General features: G+C 62.1%; 20 protein-coding genes. 5 read left to right on the top strand and 15 right to left on the bottom strand.

Annotated features, from left to right (window positions below):
• Positions 1 to 12: 12 nt before the first annotated feature.
• Positions 13 to 594: a CGNR zinc finger domain-containing protein gene (locus AC1RT2_RS24675; RefSeq protein WP_493106220.1), complete on the bottom strand. Its 582-nt coding sequence runs from the start codon at positions 592 to 594 to the stop codon at positions 13 to 15.
• 371 nt (positions 595 to 965) lie between these two features.
• The gene (locus AC1RT2_RS24670) at positions 966 to 1511 is read right to left on the bottom strand and encodes a GNAT family N-acetyltransferase (protein ID WP_493106163.1); all 546 of its coding nucleotides are present in this window, start codon (positions 1509 to 1511) and stop codon (positions 966 to 968) included.
• Between the two features lie 253 nt (positions 1512 to 1764).
• Between AC1RT2_RS24670 and AC1RT2_RS24665 the strand changes: the two genes are divergently transcribed.
• Both AC1RT2_RS24665 and AC1RT2_RS24660 read left to right on the top strand, forming a co-directional pair.
• The gene (locus AC1RT2_RS24665; protein WP_493106161.1) at positions 1765 to 2694 is read left to right on the top strand and encodes an alpha/beta fold hydrolase; all 930 of its coding nucleotides are present in this window, start codon (positions 1765 to 1767) and stop codon (positions 2692 to 2694) included.
• A 145-nt stretch (positions 2695 to 2839) separates the two neighbouring features.
• Positions 2840 to 3553, top strand: coding sequence for an IS6 family transposase (locus AC1RT2_RS24660; RefSeq protein ID WP_493106159.1), 714 nt, complete (start codon positions 2840 to 2842; stop codon positions 3551 to 3553).
• A 385-nt stretch (positions 3554 to 3938) separates the two neighbouring features.
• On the opposite strand, the gene AC1RT2_RS24655 is transcribed toward AC1RT2_RS24660, so the two are convergent.
• From AC1RT2_RS24655 to AC1RT2_RS24645, 3 genes are read right to left on the bottom strand one after another with little or no spacing between them, the layout of a single operon-like run.
• Complete coding sequence (locus tag AC1RT2_RS24655; RefSeq protein WP_493106157.1) at positions 3939 to 5018, bottom strand: DUF2218 domain-containing protein; 1080 nt, start codon at positions 5016 to 5018, stop codon at positions 3939 to 3941.
• A 9-nt stretch (positions 5019 to 5027) separates the two neighbouring features.
• Positions 5028 to 6131 (bottom strand): ABC transporter substrate-binding protein, encoded by a 1104-nt coding sequence (locus AC1RT2_RS24650; protein WP_493106155.1) that lies wholly within the window; start codon positions 6129 to 6131, stop codon positions 5028 to 5030.
• A gap of 41 nt (positions 6132 to 6172) precedes the next feature.
• On the bottom strand, positions 6173 to 8314 hold the full coding sequence (locus AC1RT2_RS24645; protein ID WP_493106153.1) for a TonB-dependent siderophore receptor: 2142 nt from the start codon (positions 8312 to 8314) through the stop codon (positions 6173 to 6175).
• Between the two features lie 179 nt (positions 8315 to 8493).
• Between AC1RT2_RS24645 and AC1RT2_RS24640 the strand changes: the two genes are divergently transcribed.
• Positions 8494 to 9636, top strand: coding sequence for a helix-turn-helix transcriptional regulator (locus AC1RT2_RS24640; RefSeq protein WP_493106151.1), 1143 nt, complete (start codon positions 8494 to 8496; stop codon positions 9634 to 9636).
• 91 nt (positions 9637 to 9727) lie between these two features.
• Here the strand turns inward: AC1RT2_RS24640 and AC1RT2_RS24635 are convergent, their stop codons facing one another.
• The 6 genes from AC1RT2_RS24635 to AC1RT2_RS24610 form a co-directional block, all read right to left on the bottom strand.
• Complete coding sequence (locus tag AC1RT2_RS24635) at positions 9728 to 10018, bottom strand: putative quinol monooxygenase (protein WP_493106149.1); 291 nt, start codon at positions 10016 to 10018, stop codon at positions 9728 to 9730.
• Positions 10019 to 10020: 2 nt separating this feature from the next.
• Positions 10021 to 10956 carry an ABC transporter permease gene (locus AC1RT2_RS24630; protein ID WP_493106147.1) on the bottom strand — a complete coding sequence of 312 codons (936 nt, stop codon included), beginning with the start codon at positions 10954 to 10956 and terminating at the stop codon, positions 10021 to 10023.
• The gene (locus tag AC1RT2_RS24625; RefSeq protein WP_493106145.1) at positions 10949 to 12523 is read right to left on the bottom strand and encodes a sugar ABC transporter ATP-binding protein; all 1575 of its coding nucleotides are present in this window, start codon (positions 12521 to 12523) and stop codon (positions 10949 to 10951) included. The genes AC1RT2_RS24630 and AC1RT2_RS24625 overlap by 8 nt, the downstream gene beginning before the upstream one ends.
• The gene (locus AC1RT2_RS24620; RefSeq protein WP_493106143.1) at positions 12520 to 13686 is read right to left on the bottom strand and encodes a levoglucosan dehydrogenase; all 1167 of its coding nucleotides are present in this window, start codon (positions 13684 to 13686) and stop codon (positions 12520 to 12522) included. Before AC1RT2_RS24620 ends, AC1RT2_RS24625 begins: the two co-directional genes overlap by 4 nt.
• A gap of 90 nt (positions 13687 to 13776) precedes the next feature.
• Positions 13777 to 14895: a substrate-binding domain-containing protein gene (locus AC1RT2_RS24615; protein ID WP_493106218.1), complete on the bottom strand. Its 1119-nt coding sequence runs from the start codon at positions 14893 to 14895 to the stop codon at positions 13777 to 13779.
• A 48-nt stretch (positions 14896 to 14943) separates the two neighbouring features.
• Positions 14944 to 15756, bottom strand: coding sequence for a sugar phosphate isomerase/epimerase family protein (locus tag AC1RT2_RS24610; RefSeq protein WP_493106141.1), 813 nt, complete (start codon positions 15754 to 15756; stop codon positions 14944 to 14946).
• Positions 15757 to 15942: 186 nt separating this feature from the next.
• Here AC1RT2_RS24610 and AC1RT2_RS24605 point away from each other — a divergent pair, with 186 nt between their 5' ends.
• Positions 15943 to 17295 carry an ROK family protein gene (locus AC1RT2_RS24605; protein WP_493106139.1) on the top strand — a complete coding sequence of 451 codons (1353 nt, stop codon included), beginning with the start codon at positions 15943 to 15945 and terminating at the stop codon, positions 17293 to 17295.
• Between the two features lie 10 nt (positions 17296 to 17305).
• A complete protein-coding gene (locus tag AC1RT2_RS24600) occupies positions 17306 to 18319 on the top strand; it encodes a substrate-binding domain-containing protein (RefSeq protein ID WP_493106137.1) in 1014 nt (337 codons plus the stop codon).
• A gap of 259 nt (positions 18320 to 18578) precedes the next feature.
• Here AC1RT2_RS24600 and AC1RT2_RS24595 read toward each other — a convergent pair whose 3' ends face one another.
• The 4 genes from AC1RT2_RS24595 to AC1RT2_RS24580 are packed head-to-tail and all read right to left on the bottom strand — an operon-like array spanning position 18579 to position 22328.
• Positions 18579 to 19433: an ABC transporter ATP-binding protein gene (locus tag AC1RT2_RS24595; protein WP_493106135.1), complete on the bottom strand. Its 855-nt coding sequence runs from the start codon at positions 19431 to 19433 to the stop codon at positions 18579 to 18581.
• Positions 19430 to 20488, bottom strand: coding sequence for a FecCD family ABC transporter permease (locus AC1RT2_RS24590; RefSeq protein ID WP_493106134.1), 1059 nt, complete (start codon positions 20486 to 20488; stop codon positions 19430 to 19432). Before AC1RT2_RS24590 ends, AC1RT2_RS24595 begins: the two co-directional genes overlap by 4 nt.
• The gene (locus AC1RT2_RS24585; RefSeq protein ID WP_493106132.1) at positions 20485 to 21528 is read right to left on the bottom strand and encodes a FecCD family ABC transporter permease; all 1044 of its coding nucleotides are present in this window, start codon (positions 21526 to 21528) and stop codon (positions 20485 to 20487) included. Before AC1RT2_RS24585 ends, AC1RT2_RS24590 begins: the two co-directional genes overlap by 4 nt.
• Positions 21525 to 22328, bottom strand: a complete 804-nt coding sequence (locus AC1RT2_RS24580) for a siderophore-interacting protein (protein WP_493106130.1) — start codon at positions 22326 to 22328, stop codon at positions 21525 to 21527. The genes AC1RT2_RS24585 and AC1RT2_RS24580 overlap by 4 nt, the downstream gene beginning before the upstream one ends.
• Position 22329 lies beyond the last annotated feature (1 nt).

Genomic DNA, 22329 nt, shown 5'->3' with positions numbered 1-22329 from the left:
GATTGGTCAGTGTCAGTGGTCAGCCCCTTCGCGGTGACGCGTCACCTTCTCCCGGTTTCCGCAAATCCGCATGTTGCACCAGCGGCGCTTCCCCCCGCGTGACCTATCAACAAAGAGCCAGCCGCAACGCGGGCACGCGTGTATGCGATCACGCGGGAGGACGAAGAATGCTTCGATCGACAAAAGCGCCAATATCGAGGTGACTACGTGAGGATCCTTCCATTGGCTGATGCTGGGTTTCGGTCTGAAGTCTGAAATTGTCAGCGCGTCTGTCGTTAAACCGTGTCCGACGCACCTGAACAGACAACCTAGCTCGCTCGCGGACGGCTCCCCTTCGGAAGCAATGGCATTAAAAACTCCAAAGCTGGCTTCCCTAACCTCGCGAACCAGCGGGACAAACTCTTTGCTGGTAATACCCGCAACCGCCTCGGCTTGGCGGCCCTCGACAAGCCCAGAGGCGAGGAACCAGTTCCCAACGTCCCGAGCAGACGTGAGTAGCTCATTGCTTTTGATGGGATTCCGCCGATCATAAACCGCGTTGCAAAGATCCAAGGCGGGATGGCCGCCAATGAAGTGCTCTGGCACCCAGGTCATGTGCGAATTCGCCATGGAACTTAACCACATTAATCGTATTATCAGGTTACAGAATACGTAACCTTTAACAGCTTTTTATCCAGTTTCACAGCTGAGAGGAATATTAAATACGAACGATACTGGAGCTTATGTCCGATCAAACCTCGGCAATGCCAATCGATCGGACTAACCTCGCCTTGATTCCATCCCGGTTAGAAGGTAACGTCAACGCGCTCCCACGCTAATGCTGGACACGATATTTGAAACAACCGGACACCCGCGAGCTAAGGCGCGTTTGTCTCTGGCATGAGCCAATCGCCCCAGTCTCTGACGGCCCCCAACGCAACTGTGCCAGACGACCGTGATGGTGAGGTCCCCACGTGGCGGGTAGGTTATGAGGCGTCCTCACCGCCGTCCTCGTTGATCAAAGCAAGCATGCGGTAATCGAGAACCCGGTAGCCGCCTCGACCATAAACCAACAGCGCATCGTCATTGCTCTTGGTAACGAAAACCTCCGATACCGGCACGTTCTTAGCTCTCAACCACTCATGACCTTCAGCCATGAGCTGGCGTGCAATATTACGGCGCCGGTGGGACCGCGCCACATAGATCCAAGATAAGACGCCGGTCTTTATCGTCAGATAGCGATCCGTGCGCTGCTCTAAATAGATGATGCCTACCAAGGCACCTTCTACTACCGCCAGACGAACAAACCGTTCGGGATCGGCAGCCGCAGCAGCAATCTCCTCCCATTCCCGCTCCACAAGACCATGCTCCGCTATGTGCGTGTCGATGTCGGCGGTAGTCCAGGTCAGCCCATAGGCTTCACACCAGCCTGCAACATGCTCGACCAGCCAATCTGCAAGCCACGCACGGATGCATTCTCCATCACTCCCGGTAATTGTTCGAACACTGACGTCTTGTTTCGCAAGCTCCATTGCCCCCATCCCTTATTCCCGCAAGACGATTCCGGCCTCCTCAAGGCGCCGCCGACGCTGAAGTGTGTCTCACCGACACATCGATCGATTCCTCGCTGGCAGGCATCAGGATCTCGCATGGCGTGCAAATTCATTATGGAACGTAACCGTATGAACGGCGTTATCAGGTTACAAATTCTGTAACCTTTTTCAGCTTATTATCCGGTTTCAGGGCTGAGAGGAATGTTAAAACACACAAGACAGGGAGAAGGAGATGCAGAGCCCTTTGCATAGAACCGTTCATCGCACGATCGATATCGAAGGCTTGGAAATATTCTATCGGCATGCAGGTAACCCCACTCGGCCGGCGATCTTGCTGCTTCATGGCTTTCCTAGCTCCTCGCATATGTTTCGCAATGTCATCGAGCCTCTCGCGCAAGTAGCCTATGTAGTCGCGCCCGATTTGCCCGGGTTCGGCTTCTCTTCTGCTCCCTCAGCGGAGGCGTATAAGTATACTTTTGAGAACCTTGCGCACACGATCGAGGCTTTCCTCGACACTTTAGGGATCGATCGCTTCTACCTGTTCGTCAACGACTTCGGCACGCCCGTCGGGTACCACATTGCTACGCGGCACCCACATCGCATCCTGGGTCTGATTGTGCAGAACGGGAACGCGCACGATGAGGGATTGGGACCTGAATGGGATGCCCCAAAGGCATTCTGGGCCGATCCGAGCGAGGCGAATAGGAGCAAACTGCCAGATTGGCTTAATTTTGAAGGAACCCGCGATCAGTATACCGGCGGCCTTCCCGAGCGCCTCAAACCTTTGTATCCCCCGGAAGCTTGGCACCTTGATTGGGAGCGCATGCAAAGGCCCGGCAACATTGATATCCAGTTTCGTATCTTTACGGACTACCGGAGCCACGTTGAACGGTTTGCGGCAATCAAACTGTACCATGAAGAGCACCAACCCGCTTGCCTCATTCTATGGGGTCGGCATGACAGCTTTTTTCAGCTCGATGAAATCATGGCGTATAGCCGAAACTTGAACGATCTTGAGATCCATGTCTTCGAGAGCGGCCATTTTTTGTTAGAAACCCATCATCGCGAGTGCGCCGCTCTAATCAATCGCTTCATTGGCCAGGTGGAGACGGGTGTTTCCAGTGAACCCTCGGGTGGTGAATCCAAATTGAGTCTCGGGTAAATTATTCGGGGGCAAAGTTGTCCGTGAGTACAGATCTCAGTATTGGCGACAGAAACAAATCGAAGTGTCCCTTTTTGCGCCTCAAATTGGGGGGGCGGCATCGTCAACTTAACGGCTTGTGGAGATTGATCTGGGAAGATGCGGCATGACCCGTTGCCATGATCCACTGTACCGTCGTCATCGATTTCCAGCCGATGTGATCGCTCATGCCGTCTGGCTCTATTTCCGGTTCCCACTCAGCTTGCGCATGGTCGAGGACCTGCTGGCGGCTCGTGGTGTCATTGTCTCACACCAGACGATCCGCCTGTGGGCGGAGAAATTCGGAAGGCAATTCGCCAACAAGCTTCGCAAGCAGTCCGTAGGCAGCCTCGGCGACAAATGGCATCTGGACGAGGTCGTCGTCAGCATCAGAGGCAAAAAGCACTGGCTTTGGCGCGCCGTCGATCAGGATGGCTTCGTGCTCGACGTTCTTGTTCAGAGCCGGAGAAACGCCAAGGCGGCCAAACGCCTGGTGCGCAAACTGCTGAAAGGACAAAGGGCTGCACCGCGTGTCATGATCCCCGACAAGCTCAGGTCCTACGATGCTGCCAAGAGGGAAATCATGCCCGGCGTCGAGCATCGCTCACATAAGGGGCTGAACAACCGAGCGGAGAATTCTCATCAACCGATCCGGCGGCGTGAGAGGATTATGAAACGCTTCAAGTCAGCACGGCACCTTCAGCGTTTCGCCTCCATCCACGATCCAATCGCAAACCTGTTTCACATTCCCCGACACGACATTCCGTCTGGCCATCATCGCGAACTGCGAGCCGTCGCCATGCAAGCATGGCGCCACATCGCCCGCCTTCAAACTGCATAAAATGCGACCGCACCGCATAAACGTGGCCAAAACTCTTTAAGTTTACAGTGCCTGTACCGCACGTAAAGGCCGTACATATGACCGCAACGTCCGCATGCGTGAAATCGACTGCGAAGCCTTGCACTGCGGGCCGCTCCACATATGAGGTTGTACAGGCCCGAGAACCGGGCCGTTAATTGCTGTGGGCTCAAACCGAGGATCCGCTCACCTAGGAGAAATTCGATGCCACTCGGATGATCGATTGACAAAAAACTGATGTGAGGGATTTGAACCGACAAAGCGCCAGCCTCGTCTAATTAAGTCACTAATTTAGTTAGCCAAGACTGGCGCGTGAATCTATTGCGTCAAGATCACCCGGTGTTTTCTTGACGAACGGTAACCAAATCTATTCGTCCTCCGTGGCGCCACGACGCCAGTAAGAAACGACGAGATGCTGATTGTTGGCAAGCTGCATTTCCTGGCGAGCAAAAGCGCGGATGGCGCGGAACGTATTGAATTCGCAACCGGCCCATAGGTAAAGCCGCTCGCCTTTGTCAGGGAAATCGGCCTGACGGATTGCATCCATGAGAAGTGTCGTGGTGCCGGGGGGGGGGTCGCCGCGAAAGAGCCATTCGATCTCAACCAGCGCCGCCGTACTGAGAGTTTGGACCTCTGCCGCATCCGCGACTTCGAGAAAGACCTTGCCACGCACGCCGGCGGGCAAGTGTTCCAGCATGCGCGCGATGGCCGGAAGCGCGGTTTCGTCGCCGGCAAAGAGATACCAGTCTGCCTCGACCAGACCGCCACCGCCGGGGCCGACAACACCGACGCGGTCACCTATGCGCGCCGTTTGCGCAAAGCCCGAGCCGGGACCAGCATCGGCATGCAGCACAAAATCGATGTCGAGCGTACCGGCGGCAAGATCGAGAGAGCGCACCGTATATTTGCGCATGAGGGGGCGAAGCTCAGGACGATCCCAGGCGATGACGCCATTGCTTCCGACATGCGGCCATTGCGGCTCGATCGCCTCGGGGTGCTGGATCATCAGGTTGACGTGCAGCGCATCGAGGCTGGCAAAGCGTGCGACATTTTCACCGGCCAACGTCAGTCGGCGCATATGGGGTGTCAGCGTCCGACAGCCGACAACATCGAGGATGTGAAAATTCGGAGGTCGGGCGATTTCCCCGCCATCGCCCGTCCAGGAGATGACCGGCGGATCGTCGCCGGCAAATTCCAGGATATGCGAGGCGACGGACATGCGCGCGAGATAAAGGCCTTCGAGGTCCGCAGCAGTAACGTCGACAAGCGTTTCCTCGCCATCGTGTGAGAAGGCTGCACGGATGGAGCCAAGGCGCACTAGGGGGCCTTCCGGCCCCTCCTCCACCTCGGCATTATGTTCCAGCATATGATCGCAGAATTCCGCGATGACAGGGCCGGGATTGCGAAGAGCGATCCGGGCCCGGGCGGTGTATTCGCTGCCTTGCATGTCCTGTCCTTACGGCTTGAAATCGATCCAGAACGAGCCTTCGAGCGGCACCGCCAGAAAGCGTTCGTTGATCTCGGCGAGCGTCTGGTCGGGATCAACATCCGAAAAGATCGCGGGATGCATCCACTTCGCGAAACACTCGAAGACGAGGATGTTTAGCACGGAGATCGACAGCTGGTGCGAGATGGCGTGGGCACGCCCCTCTTGCACCGCGTTCAGTGCGCCACGGAAGTCCTTGCCAAGAATATCGGAGAAAGATTTTTGCGCCGCTGGCGCTCCGACGCCTCCTCCCAGCACCAAGCCACCCTGTAGGGCAAGATGTGGTCCGCCGGTCGCGATGTAGACGGCCGGATCCGCGCCGAGCACGTATTCCGGGCTAAGCAGTCCGTCATAGCCCGGCACGTCGGCGCCGATGCTCTTTCCGCCTGCAAGGCGCAGATACTCCGTCATGCGATTGCCCTTGCCCGGCGTGGAACAACAAGTCGCGCCGGCATGGGCATCGACGAGCACCGAAACAGGTTCGAGTGCCGCTGTGCGATCCGTAATGCGCTTGTAGCGGGGGCGCAGGAAATCGCCGAAGGCGCCGCCTTTCTCCCCCTGCCCAATGGCTTTTGCCAAAAGCTCGACGGAAAATACGGTCGTTTCCGCCTGGCCCTTGCCGTCATTGACAGGCCCGTCGAGGAAGAGCACCGGCACACCGGCCGCTTCCAGCGTCGTCATAGCCTCCGCCCAGCCGCTCTCCCAGATCGAAACGACGAAAAGGTCCGGTTTGACGGAGAGGATCGCTTCGACCGAGGTCTTTGCCGGCAGCACGCCGCCGACAGTCGGTATAGCCTCGATAGCGGGAAAGCGGCGGCGATAGGCCTCGTACATGCCACGGTCGATACGCTGGGGCGCCGCCCAGCCGGCGATACGCGCCACCGGATCGGGATCGACGAGAGCGAGCGACAGGAGAATGAGGCTCTCGTTCGTAGCGATGCGCCGAGCTGGTTCGGCGAGCCGAACCGTACGACCTGCCGCATCCGAGAGGAGGATTTCAGCCCGCGCCGGACCTACAAGCGCGGTCACAAGCAGGAACACCCCGGCCAGAATCCGGCAGAGGGCAGCCGGCAAACCGGCTGCCCCTCCTCTCGCATGGTCTTGGCTGTCCATGCTCACCACGAATATTTCAGGGTCGCAGTGATGGCGCGGCCAGCGCCGTAGTTGCAGCTTCCACCCGTGCTGTTAAGGCAATGGGAAACATACTCCTTGTCGAACAGGTTGGTGACATTGACGCGTAGCTTTGTGCCGGCAAAGTCCTTGTTGATCACGGCAAAATCATATTCCGCGCCGATATCGACAAGCGCCCGTCCCGGAATGCGTAGCTCGTCCTTGTAAGTGCTATCGGTCTGGTAGGACGACAAAGCGCGCACGCCGGCACTCAGTGTCAGGCCTTCCATGATGTCCGGCCGGTAGGCGAGCCACAGACCGCCCTGATGCTCGGGCAGGCGCAACACTTCCCGGCCCAACTCCGCCGGATTGTTGGATTCCAGCACCTTCGAATGCGAATAGGCATAGGAGGCCAGGATATCAAGGTTGGGCGTCAGCTCGTACTTACCCTCGATCTCAATACCGCGAACGCGCTGGCGGCCGGACTGGGCATTATAAAGCACATCGGTAGGATCCGGCGTCAGCGCATTTTCCAAAGTTAGGTTGAAGAGCGAGACGGCGACCATGCCGCGCCCCTCCAGCGGCTCGTATTTCAGGCCGATCTCGTATTGTTCGGCCGTCTGCGCCTCGAAGGCATTGCCCGCCTTGTCCGTGCCAAGCGTCGGCAAGAAGGCTGTGGAGTAGCTGGCGTAAGGTGCCAGGCCATTGTCGAAGAGATAGGTGAGACCTGCCCGCCAAGTCAGCCTCTGGTCCTCGGTCGAAACGACCGGCGAGGGCGTCAGCATGCGGTTCGTGCTATCGATGTCGGAAAAATCGTAGCGCATGCCGAAGGTGCCGACCCAGTTGTCGTACCGGATCTGGTCCTGCATGTAGATGCCGACCTGCTGCTGTTCCTGCAAGCCCGAGCGCTGGATGGCCGGTACGGGAATATCGACCTCGCCGTATCGCGGATCGAGGAAATCGATCGGCGGCACGCCGGCAATGGCATTGCCGAAATTGGTCGATGACGTCGCCTTCAGATAATCAAGGCCGAGTAGCAGCGTGTGATCGAACGCCCCGGTATCGAAGCGCGCTTCCACCTGGGTATCGACATTGAAGCTCGATACCCAGTCGTTGGAGATCGCCGAGGCTCGGTTCAGCGTGTGGCCATCCGCCCCATAGGCAAAGGCCGGATTGACGAGAACGAGGAACATGTTCTGATCGGAGCGGCCATAACGAAGATTCTGCCGTACCGTCCACGTCTCGTTGAATTCGTGCTCGAACTCGTAGCCGAGCATGTAGAAATCACGCTCGAAGACATCGGCATTCGGGTCCCCGAAGTTCATATCGCGCGGGATCTGGCCGAGCGGATTCTCAAGGAGCGTGCCAACGGCGGGATAGAAGCGCGGGTTGAAGTCCTCCGGGCGATCCTTCTGGTAATAACCATAGAGAGTGAGCGAGGTCTGATCGGTCGGCGCCCAGGTAAGGCTCGGCGCGAGCACCAGCTGGCGCTCGCGCTCCTTGTCGACCTGAGTCCCCATATTCTTGCCGAGCGCGACAATCCGGTAGAGCCAGTCACCGTCCTGCGTCAACGGGCCGGTCATGTCGAGCGTGCCTTGCAGGCCGCCGTGCGAGGAAGTCTGGATGCCGACCTCGTGATGCGCCGTCGCCTGCGGCCGCTTGCCGACCTGATTGACGAGCCCGCCGGGAACGGAGCTGCCGTAGAGCATCGATGTCGGCCCCTTGATGACGTCGATGCGTTCCAGTGCGAAGGGATTGACGCTCGGCGTCGCGTAATTGCTCGGGTCGCCCGGCAAGACGAGCCCATCGAGCCACATCGTGCCGTAGTTGTTGAAGCCGCGGATGTAGAGCCAGTCGTAGCGGATGTCGTAACCGTTCGGGTCAGGAAGCACGCCCGGTGTATAGCGCAGCGCCTCGGCGACCGTGTTGACGCCCTGTAGATCCATCTGCTCACGCGTAACGACACTGACAGCTTGCGGCGTCTCGCGTAGCGGCGTGTTCGTCTTGGAAGCGCTGCGGCCCCGCTTCGCGACGATGCTCCCGTCCGGCCCACGGCCGTTATCCCAGCCGCCATCGATCGTAATGGTCTCCAGCGCCGTGGCACCGGCATCCTGCGCACGCGCCGGCCCGGAAAGGCCCGTAACCAAGAGCGCGACGGACGAAGCTAGCCACAGGCGCCGGGCTGAAATCCCGCGCCTCGTCCTCTCGGCTCCGCCTATGCTCTTCATTTCAACCAAATTCATCATCACGGCCCCAACAGTCCCATCACCACACTTAAACTTGACTACTTAAATCAAGTTAATGTACTCCTTAAGGCAGCATTGGCATGACCAGCAATGTCGGTTCCTTTGCGGAACACTCAGATACCTTTGTGATCCGAGAAATCTCGGCACACCGTGAAGATTCGATAATATGGGCGGGTCAATGTCGGTGGTTCGCATACGGCAGGCGTAAAGGATTGAGCATGGCGGCCGCATCAGGCAAATCCGGGCAGGATGCAAACGAAGGACATGTGCGCGTGCGCGATTTTCTGCGGCACGACGGTATCGCGCTCGACAGCCCTGACGACCGGCTCTCTCCCGATGATACGCTGATGAAAGGCGCCTTCCTGCACCGGGAACTGCGCCGCGGTCTGGTCCTGCATGTCAGCGACGCCGTCGAGGAACGTGCCTTCACCGCCACGTCCCTGCTGCCGGAGGAGCTTTCCTGCATCTTCTTCCTCGAGGGCAAGGTGGACCTGTCGATCGGCGACCGCCATTTCGCCTTCCAGGCGGATCGAGGCGTTGCGCGCGGAGCGGCGATCATGAATGCCTGCCCTGAACATTTCGCGCGCGCTTCACGCGGGCGCCAGCACTTGCGCCATCTCGTGGTCTCCGCCACGCCGGAATGGCTGCACCGCGACGCACTGGAAGCCGTCGCCGATAGCAAGGGCGGCGCGCGGCTGCTGCGTGATCACCTTGCCGAGCATCGCTGGACGCTGACCCCGCGCATGGTCGAGCTCGTCCGCCAGATTTTCGCCCCCTCGCCGCTCATTCCGGACCTGCGCGACCTATATCTGGAAAGTCGTGCCGTGGAGCTTGTGGCTGAGACCATGGCCGCAGTCCTGCAGGCCGATCGCAACGACAGCGGAGGGAGTCTTCTAACCCGGCAGGACGCAACCTGCTTGCAACGCGCGAAGGATTTCATCGAGGCGCACATCACCGAGCCGCTCCGCGTCGACGCCATCGCACGCGAGGCGGGCATCAGCGCCAGTGGCCTGCAACGCCTATTCCGCGCGTCGGAGAACCGCAGCATTTTCGACTACGTGCGCAACATCAGGCTCGAACGCGCCTTCGCTGTCCTCGCCAAGGGTGACGCCAGCGTACAGGATGCAAGCATCATTGCCGGCTACACCAACCCCGCCAACTTCGCCACGGCCTTCCGTCGTCGGTTCGGCATTGTTCCCATGGCCGTAAAAAACAAGATTTGACGACCGCGCTATTGAACCAAAGAGAAGCGATAATGTGGCGTTGAACGGATTCGAACCGATATCCTGTCAGGCATCGTGTTAATCAAGCGTCTTAGCTCAACATTATCAAGCGGCGCACTTCTATTGGCTTTGCGACCAGCCGCGCAGCCTGATTGAGCAACGGCTTAAGATGCGGCATCGCCATGTGAGCACTGAAGTCCGCCTCACTTCTCCAATTCTCATAGAATACATAGATGCAGGGATCGGTTGCGTCCACGTGGAAGTCGTAGTTGAGGCAACCCGGCTCAACGCGCGTTGGCGCCACCTGTGCGGCGAGCACGTGATACAACTCTTCGCGCGTCTCGGGGCGGGCTACAATCGTGCCGATGAAAGTTACGCTCATTCTCAGCTCCTCTTCTGGCTGAGCGCGACGGCGAGAATGATGATGCCGCCGCGGGCGATCAGCTGCTGGCTGAATTCGAGACCCATCAGGATGAGGCCGTTGTTGATGAGGCCGATCATCAGCGCGCCGACGATCGTGCCGATGACGGTTCCCTTGCCGCCAAAAAGGCTCGTGCCGCCAAGCACCGCAGCGGCGATGACCGAAAGCTCGTCGCCTTCGCCAAGCTGGAAACGGCCGGATTGCAGGCGTCCGGCATAAAGCATGCCGGCGAGCGCTGCTGCCGAGGACGAAATGACCAGCACCTTGAACTTGATGGCCTTCGTGTCGATCCCGGAGTAGCGCGCCGCCGTCTCGCCGCCGCCGGTCGCCAGCACCCGCCGGCCAAAGCTTGAACGGCGCAAGACGATATGACCGATGCCGCCGAGAACCGCCATCCAGAGCAGCAGCACGGGGACCGGCCCGAGATTGCCGCCGCCAAACAGCCAGGAATAGCCGGGCGATAGGATCGGCACTGCCGAGGTCGCTGATATCCACATGGCGACACCTTTGGCGATGCCCATCATGGCGAGCGTGGTGAGGAAGGACGGGATGCCGATGCGGGTAGTGAGCCAGCCGTTGAACATGCCGACCGCAAGCCCCGTGGCGATACCTGCGCCCACGCCGACGATCGGCCCGCCCGCCGCGATCGCCATGGCGACGGTGACGGTCGAGAGGCCCGCGACCGCACCAACCGAAAGGTCGATCTCGCCGGCCGAGAGCACGAAGGTCATGGCAATGGCCATGACGGCAATCATCGCCGTCTGACGCACGATGTTGAGCAGGTTGTTGGGGTTGAGGAAGCCCTTGTCCGCCAGCGTCGCCGCGAAGACGAGGAAGATGACGACGAAGCCGATATAGATGATGTTCTGGCGCCAGTTGGCGAAGAAGGCGTTAGCCATGGGATACCTCCTGAACCGCAAGGGCCTTCTGGATTTCGATCTGGAGCCGTCGTTCGGCGGCCTGGAGACGGTGAGCGAGGTCGTCGGCGGGCACTGACGGATCTTCCAGCGCCTCACGCGGAAGATCCTGGTGTACGCGCCCCTCAGACATGACGAGGATGCGGTCGCACGCGGTCAGAAGCTCGGAGAGTTCGGACGAGATCATGATGATGCCCTTGCCAGCGGCTGCGAGTTCACGCACGAGGCGGATGATCTCGGACTTCGAACCGATATCGATGCCTGCGGTCGGCTCATCGAGAATGAGGATGTCGGGGTTCGTGGCGAGCCATTTGCCGATGACCACCTTCTGCTGGTTGCCGCCCGAAAGCGTCGAGACGGCATGGTCGCGGCTCGCCGTCTTCACGCGCAGGCGCTCGATTTGTTTGTCGGTCAGGTCGTTTGCCGCCTTCGTGTCAACGAGGCCGCCCTTGGACAGCCGGCCGATGACGGCGAGGATCATGTTTGAGGCGACCGAATGGGCGGGAATAATGCCCTGCGTCGCGCGTGCTTCCGGCACCAGCGCGACCCCCGCGGCAATCGCATCTCCCGGTTTGCGGATCGCGACGGCGCGGCCCTTGATACGGATCTCGCCCCTGACCGCAGGCTCGATGCCGGCGATCACACGCGCAAGCGACGAGCGGCCCGAGCCGAGCAAGCCGGCAAGCCCCACCACTTCGCCGCGATGCAGCGTCAGGGAAATGTCTTCTGGCTTGTGAAAGCCGCTGACCTTATTTAGCTCCAGCAGCACTTCGCCCCTCGCGGAATGGCCGCGCTCGACATCGGAGAGCCCTTTCGAGCGCCGGCCGACGATGTGTTCGATCATCGTATCGATCGGCAATTCGCCAAGCGGCGCGGTGATGACATGCCGGCCGTCGCGCAGGATCGTCGCGCGGTCGGCGATGCGGGCAATCTCGTCCATGCGGTGGCTGACATAGATGATCGCAACGCCCTTCGCCTTCAGCTTGCGCAGGAAGATGAAGAGCCGCTCGACATCGGAAACGGCGAGCGCCGTGGAAGGTTCGTCCAGAACCAGCACCCTGGCATCCTGCGAGATCGCCTTGGCGATTTCGGTGAGCTGTTTCTGGCCCGCCCCCAGGTCCGCGACCACGGCCTTCGGATCGACGAAGACTTCGAGCAGCGCGAAAATGTCCGCCGCGCGCCGCTCGGCTTCCCGGTCGTCGATAAGCCCCATACCATCACGGCATTCGCGCGTCAGGAAGATGTTCTGGGCGACCGTCAAGGTCGGGACCAGGCTCATTTCCTGGTAGTTCATCGCGATGCCGGCTGCCCGCGACGCCTCCGGCGTATGCACCGTCAGGGGCACGCCGCCGACCTCGATTGCGCCCTGGTCGGGGCGATGCACCCCATTCAGCACCTTGAGGATCGTCGACTTGCCCGCACCGTTGCCGCCGAGCAGCGCGTGAACCTCGCCTGGCAGTACCTCGAAGGAGACGTCGTCCAGCGCGCGCACCCCTCCGAAGGCCTTGCTTATGCCGGTCATGCGGACGGCAGCGGCGCTCGCAGTCATCCCACCTTCTCCCATTTTCCGGTTTCACCGGAGCGGATAAGGGCGTCGGCGACGAGTTCCGTCAACAGGCCGTCTTCGAAGTTCGGGCTCGGGAGCCGGTTCTTCGCGATGGCCGAGAAGAAATCGTAGCACTCGACGATCTTCGTTTCCGAATAGCCGATGCCGAGGCCGGGGATCGGCCAGAGGCCATTGCCATAAGGATGCGCCGGACCGGTATAGACGGTGCGGAAGCCGCGGGCATCGGCCGGGTCGTCGGCGAACATCACCTGCAGCTCGTCGCGGCGCTCGTAATTGAAGTGGATCGAGCCCTTGGTGCCATGGATTTCCAGCGTGATGAAGTTGTTGCGGCCATAGGCGTTGCGGGTCGCTTCCAGGCTGCCGATCGCGCCGCCCTCGAATTTCAGCATCGAGACGACCTCGTCATCGACATCCACCTCGCCGCGTTCGGCATCCTTGGCCTTCTCGGCCGCGCCGAGCTTGTCGACGCCGCCCTGCTGGAGGGGGCGCGTCTTGTTATAGGTTGTGGTGAGCGCGCTCACCTCGGCGATCGGGCCGACGAGATAGTGCGCGAGATCGACCACATGGGTTGCGATGTCGCCGACCGAGCCGGAGCCGGCGATCTTCTTCTGGAAGCGCCAGGAGAGCGGTGAATCCGAATCGGCCGACCAGTCCTGCAAATAGGTGCCGCGGAAATTCAGGATCTGGCCGATGCGGCCCTCGTCGATATACTTCTTGGCAAGCGCCACCGCCGGCGTGCGGCGATAATTGAAGGCGACCATGTGGATGACGCCAGCGGCCTTCACCGCGTCGTACATCGCCCTCGCCTCCTCGACCGTGCGGGCGAGCGGCTTTTCGCAGATAATATGCTTGCCGGCCTTCGCCGCCTCGATAGCGATTTCGGCGTGCACGTTGTTGGGCGTGCAGATGTCGACGACGTCGATATCCGGCCGATTGACGACGGCGCGCCAGTCCGAGGACGCCTCTTCGAAACCATAGCGGCGGCGCGCTTCCTCCGCCATGCCGTCCGTCACGTCGACGACGACCTTGCGGTGTGGGATGGCCGGTGCGGGCCAGAAGAACATCGGCATGGAGGCATAGGCCATGGCATGCGCCTTGCCCATGAACCCGCCGCCGATCATGGCGACGTTCATCACTTTGGTCATCGGGTTTCTCCTGAAAGAGGTCGGCTTCGGCCGTCTAGGCCGGGTCAATCCTTGCGGCACGGGGCACCTTAGTGCCCCGTGCCGGGCACATCACTGGCCAAGGCTCGTCTTGATGTTGTCGGTCGCTTCACTGGAATAGACAGCTTTCCAGCCGTCCAGCAACGTCTCCCGCGTTACCGGAAGGGCGGGAAGTGCCACGAAGGCGGGGGCTTCCTTGCCGAGCAGGGCATAGCCGGCAAGCTTGGCCTCGACCACGCCCGCATCATAGGGCCGCTGCGCGCCGAGCCCCTTGACGAAACCGCCCTGGGCCATCGAGATCGCCACGTTCTCGCCGAGGTCGATGGTCGTGATGACGAGGTCATCGCGACCGGCGACGCGCGCGGCCGAGATCACACCTTCGGCCGGCACGTCCCAGACCGCCCAGATGCCCTTGATGTTCGGGTTGGAGGTGAGGATCGCAGACGCCGCCTTGTCGGCGTCGCCCGAGAAATCCGGCCCGCCGATGCCCTGCTCGGCGACGATCTTGAGGTTGGGGTAGTCGGCGGCGATCGTCGCCTTGAAGGCTTCATAACGCTGCTTGGTGACGAAGAAATCGGCGGCGTGGAACACCAGGCCGATATCGCCCTCCCCGTTCAGCGCCTTCGCCATCAGATGCGCGGACGCGACGCCATTGCCGTAATTGTCTGCCGAGACGACCGACACGTAGTCCTTGCCGGCCACAAAGCCGGTCGGCACGTTGTCCATGAAGACGAGCTTGGTGCCGGCCTCCGCCGCCGCCTTGTAGGCTGCGGCCGTTGCCGTCGGGTCGGTCGGGATCGAGACGATGATGCTCGGCTTTTGCGCCATGATGGTCTCGATATCGGCGACCTGCTTTTCCGGCTTGAAGCCGGCATCGGTCACCGCAAGAACCTTGATACCCATGGCGGCGAACTGGGTTTGAAGGCCGTTGACCTGGGCGCGCGACCAGTCATTGCCACCATAGTGCATGACGATCGCCGCGGTGGCGTTCATACCCTTGATCCTGGCGAGTTCCTCGTCGCTAAGCGTGACATCGGACGCCGGCGCCGGGTCTTCGCCGGAAGGCCCCTTGGAGAGAACTGTCTTCTGAAGCTCCGCCAGCGCGGTGTCCGGATCGGCCGCGGCCGGTGCAGAATAGGCAAGAGCAAGCGCCAGCGCGGCAGCCGTGCCCAACAGGAATCGTCTCGTCATCATCACTTTCTCCTCCCGAAAGTGGGGCTTGCGCCCCGGTCGCGGCCGTCAGGCCGATTTAAGATAGGCCATGCTCGCTTTCGCTCCCTCAAGCGGATCAGGCCATGAATCGAGTTCGGTACAAACCCAGCCGGCAAAGCCGGTCTCCCGAAGGGCCGAGATGATCCCGTCCGTCGGGATGTCGCCTCGGTCGATGGGCGTGAAGGCGAAGGGCTCCTTCTGGAAACCCTTGAGATGCACATAGGAAATGCGCGCCGCATGCTCGCGAATGAGGGCGGCAGGATCGCCGCCGGCGGCCGCGAGATGGGCCGTGTCCGGGCAGAAGTGGATGCCGGTGAGCCCGAAGATCTTGCGCACTTCCGCCGGCCCTTCGACGATCGTCGAAAGATGCGGATGGTAGTGCGCGGTGAGACCGCGCGCCTCGGCGATCTCCTTCACGCGGTCGAGTGCGGCTGCGAGCTTGTGATAGTCCGCCTCACGGATACCGTCGAAGCGCTTGGCGCCGCCACCGATAACGAGATGCGGTGCGCCGAGCTCGGCGGCGCGGTCCGCAGCACGCACCACGCGGGCCAGTTCTTCCGGCAGGATGTCGTCGAAGATGAAATTGCCGCCAGCATAGGTCGCCACGAGCGCAAGCCCGTTGTCGGCGAGCAGGGCACGCATGTCGTCGGTGCTGAAATCGAGAAGGTTGCCGTCGAAGAGCTCGACGCCCTCGTAGCCTGCCACGGCAATGTCGGCGAGGGCGCGGCGCATGTCGCCGAAGGTGCGGTAGGCGAGATTGGTTATCGACGTGACGCCGACCGCATCCCCGCCGAGATTGCCCCAGCAGTTCGCATGATAGGCGAGCTTGAAGTTCGACATCGGCGCCTCCTCCCAGTGACCGTCGTGACTTTCAGATCGTCTTACGGCGTGAAAAATCTGATGTCAATTATTTACACGCACATCTCCCATATCTTTTGCTGATTTAATGCAAAAGTCAGATATTGCCAGTCGAAACAAGCGGCCTTATCAAGGGAAAGAAGGCGAAGCCGCCAGAAAGGAAGCCCCATGCCGACGACGGCGACCGCGCAAACTGATGGCCAATCCCGCCGCAAAGGCCGTCCGCGCGTCTCCGAAACCGCTGCACCCAGCCTCGTCGACATCCTCAACCTCGTGCGCACCGAGCTGGCCACCACCCGCCAGGAAATCGAACGACACAGCGAGCTTGGGCGCGCCGTCGTCGCTGATCGGCTCGGAACGCTCGGCGAACTGGGCCTCATCGATGAAAGCGAGCTCGGCACCGCCACCGGCGGCCGCGCGCCGCGCCTCGTGCGGTTCGCGGCGGATCGCGGCCGTATTCTCGTTGCGACGCTCGACCAGACCGCCATCGGCGTCGGCGTTGCCGATCTCGCCGGGTCCCTGCTCATGGAGCATCATGAGGCAGCCGAGCTGACCCAGCCGGTTTCCGCCCTGACAGAGCGACTGATCACGCTCTTTCGCTGGATTCTCGAGCGGCAGTTGGATCCGCAGCTCTATGGCATTTCCATTTCCGTTCCCGGCGCAGTGCCGGATGGCGGTGAAGCGCTTTTCCAGCGCAGCACGCCCGGTGTCCTGCCCGGCTGGGAAAGCTTTCCGCTGGTCGAGACGCTCATCGCCGCTTTCGATGCCCCGGTCTGGCTACGCTCCAGCGTCGAAACGATGACGATGGGCGAACTCCATGCCGGCGCCGGCGGCGGCCGCAACACCATGCTGTTCGTCAAGGTCGGCAAACGCATCGGCGCCGGTCTGGCAAGCGAAGGCACGCTGTTCCGTGGTGCGCAGGGCGCCGTCGGCCTTATCGGTTCGGTTCCGGTGACGGTGGGCGACAGGACCGGCACGCTGGAAGCCATGGCCGGTTCCGACCACATCGCCCAGGACGGCAAGGTCGCGGCCGAGCAGGGCGCGAGCCCCATCCTCGCCGAGCATGTGCGCCGCGGCGGCGACGTCACGGCCCTCGAAGTCGCGCAGGCTGCACAAATGGGCGATGCCGCGGCGATCGACATTCTAGCGCAGAGCGGGCGGCTGATCGGCCAGGTGGTCGCGACGCTGGCCAACATGCTCAACCCGGCGCTCATCGTGCTGTCGGGCTCAATCGCCCAGACGAACGACATCCTTCTTGCGGCGGCGCGCGAAGCGATCTACGGCGCCTGCCACCCGCTGGTCAGCCGAGACCTGCAGATCATCCGCTCGCAGATGGGCAGTTCGTCAGGGCTCGTCGGGGCCGCCATCGTCGCGACGGAGGGCCTGTTCGCCCCTGCCATGCTGAGGGACTGGATCATGGCTGGGCGACCCCAGGCGCATCCACTCTTCCAGCAGGTGAAGGGCGAGATTGCCCGACGCAAGACTATAGAGGGAAACACCGTGCGGCCGCCGGATGTTTAAGGAGGAAGCAATGGCGATTACGGGTCTCGGCCCTCACGGAGAGCGGGCATCGGCGCCCGAGCGGGTGCTGCTGCTGCCGGAAGATATGGCGCGCGCACGGGCAAGCGGCTTCCGCGTCGCGATCGTGCTGCACACGCTTGCCAGCGACTGGGCCAAGCAGCAGCTCTCCGGCATCGTCGGCATGCTCGGCAATTGCGGGGTCGCGGTCATCGATGTGGTCGATTGTGCCTTCACGCCGGAGGTGCAGATCGAGGCGCTGGAGCGACTGATCGGCGAGGCGCCGGACGCCATCATATCGCTGCCCGTCGCCAATTCCAAAGTGGCCGCGGCGCATGCGCGCGTCTCGGCGGCGGGCATAAAGCTCGTCCTGCTCGACAACGTGCCGACCGGCCTACTTCCGGGCAAGGACTATATCTCGCTCGTCTCGGCGGACAATTTCGGGCTCGGCAAGATCGCGGCGGAAGGCTTGTCACCGCATGTGCCCGATGGTGCGGAGGTCGGCGTGCTCGGCTACGACGCCGATTTCTTTGCAACGAACGAGCGCGAAATCGCCTTCGTGAAGTGGATGCAGATCAACCGCCCTGATGTGACGCTCCGCGTGCAGCGGTTCCCTTCCCTGTCGGACGTCGCGAAGACCACGCGAAACCTTGCCGAAGCCCATCCCGAGCTTGCCGGCCTGTTTGTCGTCTGGGACACGCCGGCCATGACCGCCGCCCAGGTTCTCGAAACGATGGGCCGCAGGATTTCGATGGCGACGGTGGACCTTGGACAGGAGGCCGCAATCGGCCTTGCCGCCAGCGAACCGCTTGTTGCCATCGCCGCCCAGCAACCCTTCCGCCAGGGCGAAACCGCCGCCTCCATCGTCGTGACCGCCCTACTTGGCCGGCTGGCCCCCGCCTGGGTCGCCCTGCCCGGTCTTGCCGTCACCGCGCGCAATGTCGTGGAATGTTTCCAGACGGTCTGGCGCATGCCGGCGCCGCGCGAAGTATTGCGCAAACTTAGCCTCGTCGGCCCGGAAAAGTAACTCCATTTTTTGCTCTTGATGGGATACGAACTATCGCTGCCTATGGGCGGTGAGCTCCCAGAGCCTTCCGATTGAAAACGTTTAGACTTTTCCGCAGCTTGGGCTGCATGCGCAGGCGCCGCTTGCTGAAGCAACCGCCTGTTGATTGGGTGCCCATATGACTCCCAATCAAGACTGGCGCCACCTCGGATGCGTTGCCAGCTCGGTGGGCGAAAAGACTGCCAATCCTGTCCTTGCTACTGCGTATCGGCGAGGACGATCAAAGCCTTGTTTCTGCCGTGTTCGGTCCAATCTCTCGTCTGCCAGCGATTTTCCCTCGCCCTTTCGGTACGACCATAGGCGTTCTGGAGACGGGATCGTCAATGACGATGCAGGCGAGGCCGAAGACGGTTTCGATGACCTGTTCGGTCACAATCCTGGCAGGCTGACCCTCGGCGATGAGGCGTCCCTCCTTCATGGCGACGAGATGGGAGGCGTAGCGGCAGGCATGATTGAGGTCATGCAGCACGGCAACGATGGTGCGGCCTTGATGGTTGAGGTCGGCGAGTAGGTCGAGCATCTCGATCTGGTGCGCGATGTCGAGGAAGGTCGTCGGCTCGTCGAGCAGCAGGATCGGCGTTTCCTGGGCGAGCAGCATGGCGATCCAGACGCGCTGGCGCTGGCCGCCGGAGAGTTCGTCAACGAGGCGGCCGGCGAGGTCCGTGACATGAGTGGCGTGCATGGCCGCGACGACGGCGACCTCGTCCGCCTTCGACCATTGCCGCAGGAAGGACTGGTGTGGATAGCGGCCGCGGGCGACGAGGTCGGCGACAGTGATGCCTTCCGGAGCGATCGCGCTTTGTGGCAGCAGGCCGAGCTTTCGGGCGACTTCCGTTGCCGGCAGGTCTCTGATTGACCCTCCATCCAAAACAATACGCCCCTTAGACGGCACGAGCAGGCGCGACAGGGCGCGCAAAAGCGTGGACTTGCCGCAGGCATTCGGCCCGACGATGGCGGTGAAGGACCCTTCTGGAATCGAAACTGACAGGTCCGTCGCGATGATGCGTTCGTCATAGCCGAGCGTCACGCCATCGGCATGGAGGCGCGGATCGGACGGATAGGGAGATCGGGTCATGTGCGGCCCTCCCGGACGAGCAGCCAGAGAAAATAGAAACCGCCGATACTGACGGTCATGATGCCGACCGGCAGCTGAGTGGAGAAGGAATGTTGTGCGGTCCAGTCGGCCGCCGTTAGCAACAGCGTCCCCACCAGGGCCGACGGTAGAAGTGCCACGCCGGCCGAGCGGGTGAGACGCCGTGCGATCTGCGGGGCGGCGAGCGCGATGAAGGCGATAGGACCCGCGGCGGCGGTCACGGTCGCCGTTAGCGCGACGCCGAGTACCATCAGCGACAACCGCACACGGCCGACGTTCACGCCGGAGGCGCGCGCCGCATCGTCGCCCATCTCCAGTTGCCGCATCGGCCGGGCAAGTACCAGCATCGGCGGCGCGAGCAGGGTGAGAACGAGGAGGACGGGGAGGAGCTGATCGATGCCAAGGCCGTTTAGCGACCCTGCACCCCAGATCGCGGCAGTCATTGCCACCTGCAGATCGGCTTCGCGGATCATCCAGGCGTTGAGCGCGCCGAGCATTGCCGAAACGCCGATGCCGACGATGATGAGCCGGAACCCCTGCACGCCGCGTCGATAGGCGAAGAGGTAGACGGCGAGCGCCGTGAGGATACCGCCGACGAGTGCGCCCGCCGCCGTCTCGTAGTAACCGCCTGATAGGAGAAGGATCGCTGCGAGCGCACCCGTATAGGAGCCGGCCGAAAAACCTATGATATCCGGTGAACCTAATGGATTGCGCGTCAGCGACTGGAAGATCGCGCCGCTCAAGCCCAGCGCGCCGCCGAGCAGAAAGGCCAGCCCAACACGCGGGAGGCGCCATTCCACGACGATCATGCGGATGACGTCCGTGTCAGGTCGGAGAAAGGCAGTGGCCACCTGTGCTGGTGTTACAGGATAATAGCCGGTCACCAGCGACACTCCAGCCAGGCCGATGACGAAAAAGAGAATGAGGCTGCCGACCAGCAGCGCGCGTCCGTCGAGCCGTCGCGACAGGCGGTCGCCGAGGATGCGGATGGCAAGCATGCGGCGCCCGAAATCCGGCGGGATAGGAGGACTGCTCATAGGCCATGCGCTCCCTTGCGCCGCCCCAGCAAGATTAGCACCGGCGCACCCAGTGCGGCAGTGACGATTCCGGCCTCGAGTTCGTCCGGGAAGAGAACCAGGCGTCCGGCAATATCCGCGGCCAGTAGCAGGATCGGCGCGAAGAGCATCGTGGCGGGGATGATGCGGCGCTGGTCCGGTCCGGTGAACCAGCGCACGGCATGCGGCACCATCAGTCCCACAAAGCCGATCGGCCCCACCGCCGCTGTCGCAGCACCCGCAAGAAGCGTGACGGCGAGAATAACGAGAAGGCGCAGGCGTCCGATGCCGACGCCGAAGGCGCGGGCGAGATCGTCGCCGAGCCCGACGGCATTCAGCGGCGGCGCCACCGCGAGCCCGATCGTCAACCCTGCCAGGACGAACGGCGCGACCATCGCGACGATCGCCATATCACGGCCGGCCAGTGCGCCGATGGACCAATGCCGCATGCCTTCGAAAACATCCGGATCGAGCAGCGCGATTGCTGAGCCGACTCCACCGAGCACGGCGGAAAGCGCAACGCCGGCTAGCACGAGGCGGAGCGGAGAGGCCCCGGACCGGCCGGACGCGCCGATGGCATAGGCAGCCGCAGTGATCACGAGCGCGCCGAGAAAGGCAAAGCCGAGAGAGCCCCATGCGGATTGCAGATCGAGGAGCCAGACGGCGAGTATCATGCCGAAGGCGGCACCCGCATTGACGCCGAGGATACCCGGATCGGCGAGCGGGTTGCGTGTCATCGCCTGGATGAGCGCACCGGAAACACCGAACGCGGCACCGGCCAGAAGGCCGAGGAGGGTCCGCGGCAAGCGATAATCGCGGATGACGACCGCGTCGAAGGACGCCGCATCAAACGCGAGGAATGCGCGCAGGACGGTGGTAGGCGACACCGGCCGCACGCCGACGAAGAGGCTCGCGCCCGAGAGCACGCCGAGAAGCAGGACGCCCGCGACCATTGCCAGACGAAAGCGCGGCCGCGCCACGTCCATGCCGCCACCGCTCGCTTCTGCCGCCAGCGCGCTCATACCCGGGCCTGCCCTTCGATCCAGTAGCCGACGGCATCGATTGCCTGTTTGTCGAAGCCTAGCCGGTCGCGAAAGTGCTTGCGGCAAGCGGACGCGGCGCGAGCTTCCCCTGCGATGTAGATGTAACCGGGGCCGTCCGGCAGTGTGGTGAATCCTGCGGCGATTTCCGGAAGACGGGTAGGCGCTTCGCTCCCATCCCGCTGGCCATGCGTCTCATGCCAGACCAACTCGACATCGGCCCGGCTTCCGAGCCTCTGCCGGTCGGCAGCGGACGGGATTTCGACATGCACGATGGCACGCATCTCCGCCGGCAGTTCCTCCAGAATGCGGCCGGCGGCCGGCAGGCCGGTGATGTCTACCAGCAACAGCATCCATTTGGCACCCGGCGGCGGCTCGAAGCGGCCCTCCGGATTGCAGATGCCGACCACGTCGCCGACGCGCGCAGCCATGGCCCAGCCGGCAGCGACGCCGCCCTCATGGGCGACAAGATCAATGACCATCTCGCAGGTTCGTGGGTTCCAGGCGCGCACCGTATACGGCCTGTTGGGGCAGGCCAGCGAGCCGTCGGGCCGACCCCACCGGCCATTCTCCATCAGCACCGGCAGTGTCACCGGCGTCTGGGGATCGGGGCGAAGCGCCAGGCGTACCCATTCGTCAGGGTGATCGGTCGCGACCAGCCGCTCGCCGTCCTGCACCTTGAGAACCACACGGATCATCGATGGCGTCAGGTGGATGACGGCCTCGGTCGTTGCGAGGAAATAGTCCTCCACATAGGGTTCGTGCTCGTGCTGGTGGGACATG

The sequence above is a fragment of the Shinella sp. GW821-FHT11G07 genome, assembly GCF_058808115.1.
This window is presented reverse-complemented; position numbering and strand designations above follow the sequence as displayed.